At 70.6% G+C, this 14306-nt stretch carries 13 protein-coding genes and 1 pseudogene; 8 read left to right on the top strand and 6 right to left on the bottom strand.

Annotated features, from left to right (window positions below):
• Window positions 1-5: 5 nt before the first annotated feature.
• Window positions 6-704 (top strand): annotated as a pseudogene (locus tag ABEA82_RS04215) (DUF1707 SHOCT-like domain-containing protein); the annotation flags it as partial.
• Between the two features lie 152 nt (window positions 705-856).
• On the opposite strand, the gene ABEA82_RS04210 reads toward ABEA82_RS04215, so the two are convergent.
• Window positions 857-2221, bottom strand: a complete 1365-nt coding sequence (locus ABEA82_RS04210; RefSeq protein ID WP_345659970.1) for an SGNH/GDSL hydrolase family protein — start codon at window positions 2219-2221, stop codon at window positions 857-859.
• Between the two features lie 164 nt (window positions 2222-2385).
• Between ABEA82_RS04210 and ABEA82_RS04205 the strand changes: the two genes are divergently transcribed.
• Complete coding sequence (locus tag ABEA82_RS04205) at window positions 2386-3756, top strand: DUF445 domain-containing protein (RefSeq protein ID WP_345659969.1); 1371 nt, start codon at window positions 2386-2388, stop codon at window positions 3754-3756.
• A gap of 75 nt (window positions 3757-3831) precedes the next feature.
• A complete protein-coding gene (locus ABEA82_RS04200) occupies window positions 3832-5361 on the top strand; it encodes an MFS transporter (protein WP_345659967.1) in 1530 nt (509 codons plus the stop codon).
• Between the two features lie 103 nt (window positions 5362-5464).
• Here ABEA82_RS04200 and ABEA82_RS04195 read toward each other — a convergent pair whose 3' ends face one another.
• The 3 genes from ABEA82_RS04195 to ABEA82_RS04185 all read right to left on the bottom strand — a co-directional run bounded on the left by ABEA82_RS04195 (window position 5465) and on the right by ABEA82_RS04185 (window position 9206).
• A complete protein-coding gene (locus tag ABEA82_RS04195) occupies window positions 5465-7090 on the bottom strand; it encodes an alpha/beta hydrolase (RefSeq protein WP_345659966.1) in 1626 nt (541 codons plus the stop codon).
• Window positions 7091-7182: 92 nt separating this feature from the next.
• Window positions 7183-8595 (bottom strand): alginate lyase family protein, encoded by a 1413-nt coding sequence (locus ABEA82_RS04190; protein WP_345660120.1) that lies wholly within the window; start codon window positions 8593-8595, stop codon window positions 7183-7185.
• Between the two features lie 308 nt (window positions 8596-8903).
• The gene (locus ABEA82_RS04185; RefSeq protein WP_345659965.1) at window positions 8904-9206 is read right to left on the bottom strand and encodes a hypothetical protein; all 303 of its coding nucleotides are present in this window, start codon (window positions 9204-9206) and stop codon (window positions 8904-8906) included.
• A gap of 204 nt (window positions 9207-9410) precedes the next feature.
• On the opposite strand from ABEA82_RS04185, the gene ABEA82_RS04180 reads away from it, so the two are divergent.
• From ABEA82_RS04180 to ABEA82_RS04170, 3 genes are all read left to right on the top strand, one after another.
• Window positions 9411-9833 carry an Hsp20/alpha crystallin family protein gene (locus ABEA82_RS04180; protein ID WP_345659964.1) on the top strand — a complete coding sequence of 141 codons (423 nt, stop codon included), beginning with the start codon at window positions 9411-9413 and terminating at the stop codon, window positions 9831-9833.
• Window positions 9834-9922: 89 nt separating this feature from the next.
• Entirely contained in the window at window positions 9923-10399 is a 477-nt protein-coding gene (locus tag ABEA82_RS04175) for a DUF2267 domain-containing protein (RefSeq protein ID WP_345659963.1), read from the top strand.
• 155 nt (window positions 10400-10554) lie between these two features.
• Window positions 10555-11505, top strand: coding sequence for an SDR family NAD(P)-dependent oxidoreductase (locus tag ABEA82_RS04170; protein WP_345659962.1), 951 nt, complete (start codon window positions 10555-10557; stop codon window positions 11503-11505).
• Between the two features lie 40 nt (window positions 11506-11545).
• On the opposite strand, the gene ABEA82_RS04165 is transcribed toward ABEA82_RS04170, so the two are convergent.
• Window positions 11546-11968, bottom strand: coding sequence for a MerR family transcriptional regulator (locus tag ABEA82_RS04165; RefSeq protein ID WP_345659961.1), 423 nt, complete (start codon window positions 11966-11968; stop codon window positions 11546-11548).
• Window positions 11969-12037: 69 nt separating this feature from the next.
• Here ABEA82_RS04165 and ABEA82_RS04160 point away from each other — a divergent pair, with 69 nt between their 5' ends.
• Window positions 12038-13009, top strand: coding sequence for an SDR family NAD(P)-dependent oxidoreductase (locus tag ABEA82_RS04160; protein ID WP_345659960.1), 972 nt, complete (start codon window positions 12038-12040; stop codon window positions 13007-13009).
• Between the two features lie 15 nt (window positions 13010-13024).
• Here ABEA82_RS04160 and ABEA82_RS04155 read toward each other — a convergent pair whose 3' ends face one another.
• Window positions 13025-13873 (bottom strand): alpha/beta fold hydrolase, encoded by an 849-nt coding sequence (locus tag ABEA82_RS04155; protein ID WP_345659959.1) that lies wholly within the window; start codon window positions 13871-13873, stop codon window positions 13025-13027.
• 54 nt (window positions 13874-13927) lie between these two features.
• On the opposite strand from ABEA82_RS04155, the gene ABEA82_RS38635 reads away from it, so the two are divergent.
• Window positions 13928-14305: a MerR family transcriptional regulator gene (locus tag ABEA82_RS38635; RefSeq protein WP_425588472.1), complete on the top strand. Its 378-nt coding sequence runs from the start codon at window positions 13928-13930 to the stop codon at window positions 14303-14305.
• The last annotated feature ends 1 nt before the right edge of the window (window position 14306 follow it).

The raw sequence follows: 14306 nt of genomic DNA, 5'->3' as shown, positions 1-14306 counted from the left end.
TGTACATGACCGACGACGCAGTCCCGGACCTCCGCGCCTCCGACGCCGACCGTGAACGAGTCGCCGAGATCCTGCGGGACGCCCTCGCGGAGGGCCGTCTCGACATGGCGGAGTTCGAGGAGCGGCTGGACGCGACGTACCGGGCTCGGACGTACGGGGAACTGGCACCGATCACCCGGGACCTGCCGGCCGCGGGCGTCACGGCGGCCTCCGTGTCACTGACCAAGGAGCCGGCCACGACGACAGCCGGGGGAGCGGGCTGGCCCGGGCGGATCGTCGGCGGGGAGGGCTCCTCCACCTGGGCCGTCGCCGTGATGTCCGGTTTCCAGCGCAAGGGGCGCTGGACTATGCCCCGGAAGTTCACCTGCTTCGCCTTCTGGGGCGGCGGGGAGATCGATCTGCGCGAGGCGAACTTCGCGGACCGCGAGGTCGAGATCAACGCGATCGCGATCATGGGGGGCGTGGACGTCATCGTCCCGCCCGGTGTCGAGGTCGTCGTGCGCGGCATCGGCGTCATGGGCGGCTTCGACCACCAGGAGGAGGGGGTACCCGGCGAGCCGGGCGCCCCGCGCGTCGTCATCACCGGCTTCGCCTTCTGGGGCGGAGTCGGAGTCCAGCGCAAGCTGACCCGGGCGGAGAAGCTCCGGCTCAAGGAGGAGCGCCGCCAGGAGAAGCTGGACCGGAGAGCGGGCAGGCGCGAGCTGGACTAAGCCCGGCTTCACCCGAGCGGCGGGCAGTCGTGCCGCTGGGGCGATGGGGGTCCCCCCTGCTCGAGCGAAGTCGAGAGCTTGGGGGCGGGTGGGCGCAGGCGGCACCCCGCAGCGCCGGGCCGTGCACCCACCCCGCGGTTCGACTCCTACAGCTCCGCCGGAGCCGACCCCTTCAGGCTCTCCAGGTCGAAGGAGTCCGCCATCCGCGCGTACCCCGCATCACTGGGATGCAGATGATCCCCGGAGTCGTACTCCGCCGTCAGCCGCCGAGGGTCGTACGGATCCCGCAACGCCTTGTCGAAGTCCGCCACCGCGTCGAACACCCGCCCGGAGCGAATCTCCGCGTTGATGGCCTGCCGCACGCCCTCCCGGGCCTCGGTGTACCCCCGGTGCCCGTAGAACGGCATCAGCGTCGCCCCCACGACCTTCAGCCCCCGCGCATGGGCCTGCCCGACCATCGTCCGCAGCCCCGCGAGCACCGCGTTCGGATCGGCCAGCCGGGGGTTGCGCAGGATGTCGTTGACCCCGAGGTCGATGACGACGACCTTGGCGTTCGTCCGCTCCAGCACGTCCCGCCCGAAGCGGTTCAGCCCGCTGGGGTTGTCCGCCGGCCGGCCCAGCCCGTCGGTGAGGACCCGGTTCCCGCTGATGCCCTGGTTGACCACGCTGTAGCGGGGCAGGTCCCGCCCGGCCGCGATCTCCGCGCGTAGCTTGTCGTACAGGACGTCGGTCCACCGCCTGTTGGCGCCCGCGGTGGAGGTGATCCCGTCGGTGATCGAGTCCCCGAGGACGACGACCGTCCCCTCGGACTCGTTGCTCAGCACGTCCAGCGCGGTCAGGTAGCGCCAGTACTTGGTCTGCTCGGTGTACGGCGTGCCCGTGGCGTCGTCCGTGTGGTCGCCCTGGGCGACGTAGGAGATCTGCCGGGCGTGCGGGTGGTACGTCACCGGCCCGGAGCTGGTCGGCGTGTACGTCGTGATGAGGACGTCCGCGTCGTGCGGGATGACGACGCGCACCGCGTCGCTCATCACCTGCCGGCCGGGCGGGATGACGACCGCGGGGCCGCCGTTGAAGGTCAGCTGCCGCAGGGTGTCCGGGAGTGCCGCGGCCGTATTGCTCGCGGCGGCCACGGCGATCGAGGCGCGCGTGATGCTCAGCGGCGACTGGCCGTAGAGATTGGACAGCGTGACGCGGGCACTCGTACCGCCGACGCTGGTGTGGACGACGTTGCGCACCGAACGGTCCGCCATGCCGGTGGTCTCGGTGCCCGGCTCGGCCGCTGCCGGGGAGGTGGACCAGGTGCCGACCCAGTTGCCGGTGGAGGCGGGAGCGGCGGAGTTGTGCGGGAGACGGCCGTCGGTGAGGGCGCCCCGGCCCTGCGTGCCGTCGTCGGACGCCACTCCGACGTATATGGCGGTGGAAAGGGCCACGATCGCTGCGACGACCAGGGCCAAGAGGGCGCGGTACTTGGCCGGGGCTTCCCCGACACCCCCGGCACGTCCTCGGGTCATGCTCTTCAGTTCTCCTCAGGCGATGGGAGCCCAAGGCTCCGATCTGATGTGCCCATGATGCGGCATGGGCCGGGGGAGGCTCACAGGGACCCCGTGGCAAACCCCCTCCCGACAGACGCCGGGAACTCCTGTTCCGTTCCAGGAGTCGGTCAGGAAGGGACAATGTGTGCGGGATCACCGAGCGGGTGGAGCGGATGGAACGGATGAAAGTGGAAGAAAAGGGTGGCGTCGCAGGGCAGCATGCCCGAACCGGCGCGACCGTGAACCGTGCGATGACGACCTTCAGCCCGGCGGACGAGGAGAAACAGCGCGGCGTACGCCGTATGAAGCTCACCGCCACCGCACTGCTGATCTTCGTGGCCGTGGTCTACATACTGGCCAAGTGGGCCCAGAACTCCGGCGCCGGCCCCTGGGCGGGCTATGTCGCCGCCGCCGCCGAGGCGGGCATGGTCGGTGCCCTCGCCGACTGGTTCGCCGTCACCGCCCTTTTCCGCCACCCCCTCGGCATCCCCATCCCGCACACCGCGATCATCCCCACCAAGAAGGACCAGCTCGGCGTCTCCCTCGGCGAGTTCGTCGGCGAGAACTTCCTCTCCGAGGACGTCGTACGGCAGCGGCTGCGCGCCGTCGGCATCGGCAGCCGCCTCGGCTCCTGGCTCGCGGTCCCCGAACACGCCGACCGGGTCACCGCGGAGCTGTCCACCGCCCTGCGCGGCGCCCTGACGGTCCTGCGCGACTCCGACGTCCAAGCCGTGGTCGGCGAGGCGATCACCCGCCGCGCCAATGCCCAGGAGATCGGTCCCGGCATCGGCAAGATGCTGGAGAAGGTCGTCGCGGACGGCGGCCACAAACGGGTCGTGGACCTCGTCGTCAACCGTGCGCACGACTGGCTGGTGCTGCACCGCGACGAGGTGATGGATGCCGTGGAGGGCGGCGCCCCCGGCTGGACGCCGAAGTTCGTCGACAAGAAGGTCGGCGAGCGGGTCTACAAGGAGCTGCTGCGCTTCGCCACCGAGATGCGCGACATGCCCGCCCACCCCGCGCGCGGCGCCCTCGACCGCTTCCTCACCGACTTCGCCTCCGACCTCCAGTCCGACACCGACACCCGGGCCCGCGTCGAGCGGCTGAAGGGCGAGGTGCTCGGCCGCGGCGAGGTCCAGGACCTCATCGCCAGCGCCTGGACGGCCGTACGATCCATGATCGTCGCGGCGGCGGAGGACGAGCGCAGCGAGCTGCGGCTGCGGGTCCGGGCGTCGCTGCTGTCCCTGGGCTCCCGGATGGCGGGCGAGCGCAAGGTGCAGGACAAGGTCGACGGGTGGGTGGAGGGCGCGGCGGTGTACGTCGTCACCACCTACCGCAAGGAGATCACCTCCCTGATCACGGACACGGTCGCGAGCTGGGACGCCGAGCACACCACCCGGAAGATCGAGGCGAACATCGGCCGTGACCTTCAGTTCATCCGGATCAACGGCACAGTGGTGGGCTCCCTGGCCGGCCTGCTGATCTACACGGTGTCGCACGCCCTCGGGGCGTGAGCGAGCTGCCCCAAGGCGTAAGGGAAAGCGCTCAGGGCACTCGGCCCGGGTTTCCGCTCGACGAGGAGGGAGCCCATGACCACCGCACAGGCCGGGACCGGCCGCACCATCACCACCGACATCCCCGCCCGCCTCGACCGCCTCCCGTGGTCGCGCTGGCACTGGACGATCGTCATCGGCCTCGGCACCGTGTGGATCCTCGACGGCCTCGAGGTCACCGTCGTGGGCAACATCGCCAGCCGCCTCTCGGAGCCCGGCAGCGGCCTGCCCATCACCTCCGGCGAGGTCACCGGCATGGCGGCCGCCCTGTACGTGGCCGGAGCCTGCTCGGGCGCCCTGTTCTGGGGCCGCCTCACCGACAGATGGGGCCGCAAGAAGCTCTTCATGATCACCCTGGCGGTCTACCTCGCGGCCACCGCCCTCACCGCCATCTCCTTCGACACCTGGTGGTTCTTCCTCTTCCGCTTCCTCACCGGCTTCGGCATCGGCGGCGAGTACGCGGCCATCAACTCCGCGATCGACGAACTGATCCCCAAGGAGTACCGGGGCCGCGTCGACCTGATGATCAACGGCAGTTTCTGGCTGGGCGCGGTCTTCGGCTCCCTCCTCTCGATCGTCGCCCTGGACACCGACATCTTCGCGGCGAACGTGGGCTGGCGCCTGACCTTCGCCCTCGGCGCGGTCCTGGCCCTGGTGATCCTCCTGGTCCGCCGGCACGTCCCGGAGAGCCCCCGCTGGCTCCTGATCCACGGCCGTGACGACGAGGCGGAACGCATCGTCTCCTCCATCGAGCAGAAGATCGACGAGGAGCGGTCCGAACCGCTGCCGCGCCCTGAGGGCGAGATCACCATCCACCAGCGCCGCAGCGTCTCCTTCCTGGAGATCGGCCGCACCGTCTTCTCCGACTACCGCCGCCGCGCGATCCTCGGCTTCGCCCTCTTCATCGGCCAGGCCTTCCTCTACAACGCCATCACCTTCGGCTTCGGCGCGATCCTGACGACGTTCTTCGACGTCCCGAGCGGCAACACCGGCTACTACTTCGCCGTCATCGCCATCGGCAACTTCTTCGGCCCGCTCCTGCTGGGCAAGCTCTTCGACACGGTCGGCCGCCGCATCATGATCTCCGGCACCTACCTCCTGTCCGGCCTGCTCCTGTTCGGCACGGCCTGGCTGTTCGACCAGGGCACCCTGAGCGCCACCACCATGACCGCCTGCTGGTGCGCGGTGCTGTTCTTCGCCTCGGCCGGGGCGTCCAGCGCCTACCTCACCGTCTCCGAGGTCTTCCCGATGGAGACCCGCGCGATGTCGATCGCCTTCTTCTACGCCATCGGCACCGCCGCCGGCGGCATCAGCGGACCCCTCCTCTTCGCCGACCTCACCGGCACCGGCAAGGTCGGCGACACGGTCCTCGCCTTCCAGATCGGCGCGGCCCTGATGTGCCTGGCCGGCCTGGCGGCGGCGCTCCTCGCGGTCCGCGCGGAACGCCGCTCCCTGGAGGACATCGCCAAGCCGCTCACGGCGGCGGACGAGGCCCCGGCGACGAGCGGGGGAGCCGACAGCGATCAGGGGCCCGGCTCCCCGGGATCGAAGCCGGCGACGGCGTAGCAGACCGCGGGGGAGTGCGGTGGGAGATGGGGGCGTGGTTCCGGTCGTCCGGAACCACGCCCCCACACTCACGGCCGCACCGCGCCCGGCCGCTTCACCAGGTTCACCCGAACGTCCCCGTGCCCAGCAGCTCGGGCAGCGGGTTGACGAGGCCCCCGGACGGCGACTTCCGCTGGGCGGAGGGCCCGGCCGGCCACACCGCCGGGCAGTGGGTGCCCTTACGCGGGGTCTTCAGGGTCACGAGGTAGGTGTCGATGGCGTCCCGCGCGCACGGGCTCAGCCAGTAGTCGCCGTGGCCGACGCCGTCGTACGTGAGGAACACGGCCTCGCGTCCGATCTGCCGGGCCGCGTTGGCGCCCCAGGAGTACGGAGTGGCCGGATCGAACCGACTGTTGGTCACCAGGATCGGCGGGGTGCCGTCCACCTTGAGCCGGCGCTGCGGGTTGTTGACCTTGCTCGGCCAGTCCTGGCAGCCGTTCTGGACGGTCCAGCCCAGAGAACTGAACCGGGTCACGGGGGCGAGCCGGCCGAGCGCGCGCTCGAACCGGGCGAGCGTGCCGTACGAGGGGACCTCGAAGTCGTAGTCCTGGCACATCACCGAATTGAACGGGTACTCCGTCGGCTCCCCGAACTTTCCGAAGGCCCGTGCCGCCGCGGGACCGGCGGAGTCCAGCTGGGCGAGCGTCTCGGCGAACCCGGACCAGCCGGCCGGGTCGTACATGCCCCGCTGGGCGAAGGCCTGGAGATCCCGGGGGCGGATCGGCTGGGGCGGGTCGCCCGGCTCGACCAGCTCACCGGCCTCCGCCCGCTTGTAGAGCGAGTCGAACACCGCGCGGGCGTCCCGGCCGTGCAGCGCACACGACGGGGTGCGGGCACACCAGTCGGCGAACTGACCGTACGCCCCCTCCACCCCGACGGCCTCGGTCTTCTGGAAGCCCCACGCGTCCAGGCTGTGGTCCATGTTCGAGTCGAGCGTCATCGCGCGGATGCGGTGCGGGTAGCGCTCGGCGTACTGCTGGCCGATCGCGGTGCCGTAGGAGACGCCGTAGTAGCTGATCCGCCGCTCGCCGAGCCCCGCGCGGATCGCCTCCATGTCGCGGACGACGCTTCCGGTGTCCATGTGGTCGGCGAGCGGGCCCGTGAGGTCGCGGCAGCTCTCGCCGAGCGCGCGGTTGGCCGTGCGGAGGGCGGCGAAGGATGAGGCGCTGTCCGGATAGAGCAGCGCGTCCTGGGCGAGCACCCGGTCCAGGTCGCACTTCACCGGGTTGCTGCGGGCGACACCGCGCGGGTCGAAGCCCACGATGTCGAACCGCGCCAGCAGATCGGCGGAGAAGCTGTTCGGGGCGGAGAACGCGAAGTCCACCCCGGAGCCCCCCGGCCCACCGGGGTTGACGAGCAGCGAACCGATCCTGCGGGCCGGGTCGGTGGCCTTGTGGCGGGCGAGGGCCAGATCGAACGTCGCGCCCTTCGGCCGCTTCCAGTCCACGGGCACCTTGACGCTGGCGCATTCGAAGGTGCCCTCGCCGGAGGGCGACTCACAGGGCGCCCAGGCTATTCGGCCGGATAAGGAAGCCTCGGTCCTGTCCTCGGCCCTGTCCTCGGGCGAGGGCGAGGGCGCGGCGATCGCGGTCCCGGTCAGCAACTGGCCGAACAGCGCGGTGACCAGCGCTGCGACGGCCAGTCGCCCGCGTCTCTCCGGGCGTGGGACCGATGGGGTGTTGAATGGCACAGGTGTTCCTCCGTAGAACAGAAGTTCACAGACGAACCACAGCCTTACCCCAACTCCCCTGTCACACAAGGGACATGGCGGTCACCCTGGCGCTACTCGGTCCCGCCCCGCCGTCGCAGCAACAGCAACCCCCCGGCCACGGCCGTCACCCCCGCCGCCGCTGCCCATCCGACGACGTCCTCCGCCCCCGTGGCGGCGAGGTCACGACCCGCGTCAGGGACGGCGGAGGCACCGGCCCCGGACTGCGGCCGGACGCCACCCCCGGCGTCGCCGGAAGCGGCCGGACTCGGCGGCGCGGACACGTCATCGGCCCGCCCGCGAGTGAACGCCAGGGTTCCGAAGCCCAGTTGATCGAACCCCCCGCTGTTGGGCCCGTAGTCCCCACCCCCGCCCTCGGGCGCGGCCTTGGCCGCCGCACGCGTGACGTAGGTGGCCGACAGCCCCCGCCGTCTGGTGTAGTGATGCGCGATCATCGCCCAGATGGGCCGGGTCATGGCCGGATCGGCCACCGCCACACCGGACGCGGTCTCGCTCCCCGACCACCCCCCGATCGCACCCTTCCTCCGCGTGTTGGCGGTGTACGGCACATCCCCGCCCAGGCACCACTTGGCCACGTACTGCGCCCCCTTGAGGAACCGGCTGTCGTCGTACCCGTACAGATCGATCCCCTGGTTCCAGGCCATCTCGCACACCGTGCCCATCAGGCCGACCCCGAGCAGCGCGTGCCCCTGGTCCCGCCCGGCCTCGACCCACTCCGCCAGCCCGTCGTCATGCACGACGGGAATGGCATGCCGGACCGACCCCATCCCGTCCCCGTGCTTGAAGTACTCCACGGCCCGCTCGACGACGGCCCGGTCGTCGCAGAAGATCCCGGTCGCGAGCACACAGGCGACGGCCGTCAGATCCCAGTTGGGCCAGTAGTTGGTGACGACCGCGTTGTTGTGACGGCTCAGAAAGTCGTCGCTCAGCGGATGGAAGACGCCCGACATCAGCTCCTGCGCCCGCCCGAGCGCGAAGTCCGGGTGCTCACGCACGAGCTCGGCGGCGTTGGCGAACTGATAGCCGTACAACCCGGCCGCGAGGAACCGGTCCGCACTGCCCTCCAGCCGGGTCAGCTTCCCCGACCAGGCGTTGAGGATCGCCACGGCGGTGTCGGCGTGGGCCTCGTCCCCGCTGACGTGGTACCGCAGGGCGTTCTGGTAGGCGGCGTGAATGTCGTTGTAGAGGATCCGGTAGTTCTCGGGGGAACCCGATCCCCGGTACACGACGGCCTGCGGGTTCGCCCGCCACCCGCTCTGCGCGTGCCGGTTCGCGGTGAGCTTGGCGAACCCGGCCGTGTACGGCTCGGCGCCCGCCTTCACCCTGGCGGCCATCCGGCCCAGGTCGGCGCGGGTGTGCAGCAGCCCGGGGTGTGCGAAGGGGGAGTCGGCGGCGGTGGCCGGCGTCGCCGCTGCCGTCGCCCCCACACCCAGGGCGCCTGCCGCCGCACCCGATGCCTTCAACATGCTCCGGCGGCTGATCTGTCGTGTCACGTCGTCGTACCTCAGCGTCGTAAATCGCGTACCTGCGGGGGACGGTGAGGAGACGCCCGGACGGCGAAGCCGATAACAAAAACTGCGCTATAGTTGATCTGCGTCCAGTCGCCGGAACTCCGGTCGGCGGACAGTGCGTTGGTGGTCCAAGGAAAGACGCCCCGCTTCCTGCGGGGAAATGCAGGTGCAAGGCCTGCCCGGCGCTCCGACAAGAACCCGGCCCTGGGTGACAGGGCCGGGTTCTTTGTATGCCGTTCCCCGGTGCGTCCGGGGTCGGCCGGTCAGCCGCGCCGATCCGCCACCGCCCACGACGCCAGCCCCACGGCCCCCGCCACCCCGAACACGGCAGGCCACGCACCCACCTTCTTGGCCAGCGGATGAGAGCCCGCGAAGGCGCCGACATACGCGGCCGACAACGCCGCCGCGGCCACCCCACCGGCCTGCTCCCGCCACTGCCGCGCGGCCGCCACCCCGGCGACGGCGAGCACGACCCCGCCGAGCGGCCGCTGCCTGGTCCAGCGGGCCACGCCGTACCCACCCACGAGACCACTCGCGGCGACCACCGCGCTGGGAACCCTGGCCATGTCTGCCTCCTGCGTTCTGCCTACGGCACTTGTTCGAGATCTTGAGGCTAACTCCCACGGCGCGGGGCACACGCGGCAGGGCGCAGGACACACGCCCTGCGAACCTGAGCCAGGGCTTGTCAACTTTCCTCCTCCGAGCTATATAAGAAGACGTAGACCGTAGGGCATCGCACAGGCAACGCCTGAAGAGAGGAGTGAACAGTGATGCTCATGCGCACGGACCCCTTCCGTGAGCTCGACCGACTCACCCAGCAGGTCTTCGGCCCCGCCACCCGCCCTTCCGCGATGGCGATGGACGCCTACCGCTCCGGGGACGACTTCTTCGTCCACTTCGATCTCCCCGGAATCGACCCCGAGACGATCGAGCTCGACGTCGAACGCAACGTCCTGAACGTACGAGCCGAGCGCAGGTCCCCCGCCCCCGAGGGCGCGGAGCCCCTGGTCGCCGAACGCCCCACGGGCACCTTCACCCGCCAGCTCTTCCTCGGCGACACCCTGGACACCGAGCGCATCGACGCCTCGTACGAGGCCGGTGTCCTCACCCTGCGCATCCCGGTGGCCGAGCAGGCCAAGCCCCGCCGCATCCAGATCAGCGGCGGCGACACCCCCAAGCAGCTCAACCGCTGACCGCACCCCCACGAGGACGACGGCGCGCCGCCGGCGCCGACCCCGCCGGCGGCGCGCCCCGACACGGCACCCGGAGGAAAACCCCGCACATGAGCACGACGACAGTGCCCAGTGTGACGACGAGGCACCCCGCCCCGACCGACCACGACCACAACCGCGACGACGACCACGACTGGACCCGACTGGTCGCGGCGGTCCAGAGGTCCGGCCAGTACGCCACCCGGCAGAAGGCGGAACGGACCACCCGCACCGTCCTGTCGGCCCTCGGCGCCCACGTCATCGGCGACGAACGGGTCGACCTCGCCCGCGCCCTCCCCGAGGAGGCCGCCCGGCTGATCGCCTCCCAGATCCCGGCCACCCACCCGCTCACCGCCGCGGAGTTCGTCGACGAGGTCGCGTCCCGCACCGCCGGTGCCACCCCCGCCACGGCCCGCTGGGACGTCAGCTCGGTCCTCAGCGTGCTCCCGCCCCTGATCGGCGACGCCCTGGTGACCCGCATCCTCGCCCAACTCCCCGCCGGCTACGCCCTCCTGTTCGGCCGAGCCGACCTGACGCCGACACCGTAGGCGCCCGTACCCCGCACGACGGCCACCCCCTGGGCGACGAGCTCTCCGGAGGCATGTAGGGAATCTGTCGCCGGTATGTCGGTGGAGATTGCGACCTTGGGCGCGTTGGTGCTCCCCATGAGCACGCCGCCCCAGAGCGCAAGGAGCCTGTCGTCGTGTCCTCCGCATCCCAGAGCCGACCGTGGGACGTTCACCGGCTGCCGTCCGCCGAGGGCAGGATCTTCCTGATCACCGGGGGGAACGCCGGGATCGGCTACTTCGCCGCGGAGCAGCTCGCCGCCACCGGCGCCGTCGTCGTACTCGGCAGCCGGGACCGTGCGAAGGCCGACGCCGCCATGGCCTCGATCCGCTCGCGCGTCCCCGGCGCACAGGTGCGGCACCTCCGACTGGACCTCGCCGACCTGCCGTCCCTGAAGACCGCCGTGGACAGGCTGGACCTCGATCACCTCGACGCGGTCGTCCACAACGCGGGGGTCGCCCTCGACGACCCACCGCGTCAGGAGACCAGGGACGGTCACGAGCTGATGTTCGGCACCAACCACCTCGGCCACTTCGCGCTGACCCGGTGGCTGGCCCCCTTGCTGTCCGCGGCGCCGGCGGGCCGCGTCGTGACGGTGGGAAGCTTCGCGGCGCGGTCCGAACGACTGGACCTCGACGATCTTCAGTCGACCCAGGACTACCGGCCCAAGCGCACCTACGGCCGGTCGAAGCTGGCGCAGATGAGCTTCGGCTTTGAACTCGACCGCCGCCTGCGTACCGTCGGCAGCACCGTGCTCAGTGTGGTGGCCCACCCCGGCGGCGCACTGGACTCCCTCACCCCCTCCCGCCCGCCGGTGAGCGTGACGACCCCCGGCGAACGGCTGCGCACCCTGCCCGCCGCGCTCCTGGTACAGGGCAAGGACGCCGGAGCATGGCCGGTCGTCCGTGCCGTCCTCGACCCGGAGGTGGAGGGAGGGCAGTTGTGGGGGCCGAGGGTCTTCGGCCTGCGTGGTCTACCGCGGCGTGAGCCCGTCCCCTCGCACATGGCCGACCCGACGGTCGCCGCCCGCCTGTGGGCTCTCAGCGGTGAGCTGGTCGGCACCGATCCGCACCTCGGCTTTCGGTAGGCGCGGACGCGAAGCCCGAAGGGCGCCCCTGCCGAGCAGGCTAGGCCGTCGGATCCCAGAGGCCACCGGCCTCCCCACGGGCCAGGTGCTCGGCGTACACGCTCGTCTTCCAGGCGATGACGGAGCGACACTCCTCCAGCGCCCGAATCTGCGCCTCGACGCGCTGTTGATGGGCGTCGAGGAGCTGGAGCCGCTCGGCCTCGTTCCCCGGCCCCTGCCGCACCAGCTCGGCGAACCGCTTGAGCTCCGCGAGCGGCATCCCGGACTCGCGCAGCTTGACGCAGATCAGCAGCCAGTCGACATCGACCTCGGTGTACCGCCGTCGGCCGCCCGCGGTGCGCCGGACGGGGCCGACCAGCAGACCCTCACGCTCGTAGAAACGCAGAGCATGCACGCTGAGCCCGGTCCGCCGGGCCACCTCGCCGATGCTCAGTGCCTGTGCACGGGGCTCGGTAGTCGCCATGCCGTCCAGCCTAGAACCCACTGCCCCGGACTTGATCTAGACCTCGCTCTACTTCATAGCGTCACCGCCATGCCCACCACCCATCAGCAGCCGCTCGGCACACCCTTCTCCGCGGCCAGCACCGCCGAGGACGTCACGGCCGGCCTCGACCTCTCCGGCAAGACCGCCCTCGTCACAGGCGGCTACTCCGGACTCGGCCTGGAGACCACCCGCGCCCTGGCCACCGCCGGTGCCCGGGTCATCGTCCCGGCCCGCCGACCCGCTGCCGCCCGCGCCGCTCTCAAGGAAGTGCCCGGCTGCGAAGTAATCCCCATGGACCTGGCAGACCTCGACAGCGTGCGCACCGCCACCGCGCGAATCCGCGACTCCACCGACAAGCTCGACCTCCTCATGGCCGTCGCCGGCGTCATGGCCACCCCTGAACGACGCGTAGGCCCCGGCTGGGAAGGCCAGCTAGCCACCAACCACTTGGGCCACTTCCTCCTCGCATCCGAGCTCTACCCGCTCCTGGCCGCCGCCGACGGCGCCCGCGTCGTCGTCAACAGCTCCGCCGGACACACCCTGACCGACATCCGATGGCACGACCCGCACTTCCGTACCGGCTACGACAAGTGGCTCGCGTACGGCCAGTCCAAGACCGCCAACGCCCTGTTCGCGGTGCACCTGGACACCCTCGGCCACCCTCACGGCGTCCGTGCCTTCACCCTCCACCCAGGCAAGATCATCACCGGCCTCCAACGCGAGATGACCCTCCAGGAGCAGATCGACCGCGGCTGGGTGGACGAACACGGCACCGTGATCGGCACCGACTTCAAGACGCCTTCGCAGGGTGCCGCCACGGGCTTGTGGGCCGCCACATCCCCACTCCTGGACCACCGCGGCGGGCTCTACCTCGAGAACTGCGACATCGCGCGCGTCTCGGCCCTCGACGAGCCCATGGACGACGGAGGTGTCCGCGCCTACGCCATCGACCCCGACTCGGCAGCACGGCTCTGGGAGCTGTCCGTCGCGGCGACGGGCGCCACCCCGATCACCCGATGAACCGTGCTCCGCAGATCAGGCGAGCCACTCGCCGAGAGCGCGAGAGACACGCGACGGCGTCTCGACAGGGGCAAGGTGCCCGATGCCGCTCAGCGTGATCACGGGCGGATCCCCGGGGAGCAGGTCCTGCAACTGAGCCGCCTGGCCGACAGGAATCCAGGGGTCCAGCTCACCCCAGCCGATCGTCACCGGGCACCTCACCTGCCGCAGACGTTCCACCAGCGGTCGAGTGTGTTCAGACCGCTGCGCAGCGATCTGACGGTAGAACGCAGGCTGACCCGAAGCCCCCAACCACGGCTGACTCAACGCGTCCACCCAGTCGGAGGTCAACCGGTGACGTGCCGCGCCGGCGATGTACTCCTTGACCAACACCGTGTGCAGCGGGGCCGGCAGTTGCGAGAAGACATCGGCATGGTCGGCGACCAGACGGAAGAACGGCGATCCCCACGGATCCAGCGTCACCACGTCCCAGAGGAACAGACGCGCGTACTCACGCTCGTGAAGGAGGTGAGCCCCGAGCGCCACGGCCCCTCCGATGTCGTGCGCGACGACGTACGGCCTGTCCAGGCCCCAGCACGCGAGCAGTCGAGAGAAGCGGGACATCTGGGAGGCGAGATCGACCGGCACTTCCGGATCCTTCGGCGATCGGCCGTACCCAGGCATGTCCCACAGGAACACTCGATGGCTGCTGCTCAGGTGCCGTGCCGCATCCGCCCACACCTGCGACGACCACGGCGTGCCGTGGCAGAACACCACATCCCCCAGCGGAGCCCGCCGTTCGGGATTCAGAACGTACGTGGCGACGCCCACCCCGTCGACGTCGATGTGGACAGGATCCGGCAGTCGCGATTCCCTCGTGTTCATGCGACGAAGCTAGAACCTCAGGTCGACCTGAGGTCAAGCAAGGACAATGGCCTCATGAAGATCGGAGAAGCCGCTCACCGTCTCGGAGTGGCGGTGCATGTACTCAGACACTGGGACGACGAGGGTGTCGTCGTGCCCGACCGCACCCCGTCCGGCCGGCGCGAATACAGCGAGGAGCACCTCCACCGCTTGCGGGTCCTCCGGGCGTGCCAGGGCGTCGGCATGAGCCTGCCGGACATCCGGCAGGTCCTTCACCGGCGTGAACCCGAGAGAACGGGCGTGATCGAGCGGCAACTCCACCGGATCCGGACGCAACGAGCACAACTCGAGGACGCCGAACGATTCCTCGTCCACGTGATCAACTGCGAGCACGACCTGCTCACCAGGTGCGATGCGTGCACCGGATACGCCGCGAGCGTCCCTCTGCAGTGAC

The sequence above is a fragment of the Streptomyces venetus genome (assembly GCF_039540295.1).
Taxonomy (GTDB): Bacteria; Actinomycetota; Actinomycetes; order Streptomycetales; family Streptomycetaceae; genus Streptomyces; species Streptomyces venetus.
Note: the sequence above shows the minus strand (reverse complement) of the source record. Positions and strands in the feature narration are given on the sequence as shown.

Excerpts from the sequence above, each read along its gene's own strand:
- ABEA82_RS04210 (WP_345659970.1), bottom strand. The coding sequence starts at position 2,221 with ATGACCCGAGGACGTGCCGGGGGTGTCGGGGAAGCCCCGGCCAAGTAC.
- ABEA82_RS04185 (WP_345659965.1), bottom strand. The coding sequence starts at position 9,206 with ATGGCCAGGGTTCCCAGCGCGGTGGTCGCCGCGAGTGGTCTCGTGGGT.
- ABEA82_RS04190 (WP_345660120.1), bottom strand. The coding sequence starts at position 8,595 with ATGTTGAAGGCATCGGGTGCGGCGGCAGGCGCCCTGGGTGTGGGGGCG.
- ABEA82_RS04180 (WP_345659964.1), top strand. The coding sequence starts at position 9,411 with ATGCTCATGCGCACGGACCCCTTCCGTGAGCTCGACCGACTCACCCAG.
- ABEA82_RS04165 (WP_345659961.1), bottom strand. The coding sequence starts at position 11,968 with ATGGCGACTACCGAGCCCCGTGCACAGGCACTGAGCATCGGCGAGGTG.
- ABEA82_RS04155 (WP_345659959.1), bottom strand. The coding sequence starts at position 13,873 with ATGAACACGAGGGAATCGCGACTGCCGGATCCTGTCCACATCGACGTC.
- ABEA82_RS38635 (WP_425588472.1), top strand. The coding sequence starts at position 13,928 with ATGAAGATCGGAGAAGCCGCTCACCGTCTCGGAGTGGCGGTGCATGTA.
- ABEA82_RS04200 (WP_345659967.1), top strand. The coding sequence starts at position 3,832 with ATGACCACCGCACAGGCCGGGACCGGCCGCACCATCACCACCGACATC.
- ABEA82_RS04160 (WP_345659960.1), top strand. The coding sequence starts at position 12,038 with ATGCCCACCACCCATCAGCAGCCGCTCGGCACACCCTTCTCCGCGGCC.
- ABEA82_RS04175 (WP_345659963.1), top strand. The coding sequence starts at position 9,923 with ATGAGCACGACGACAGTGCCCAGTGTGACGACGAGGCACCCCGCCCCG.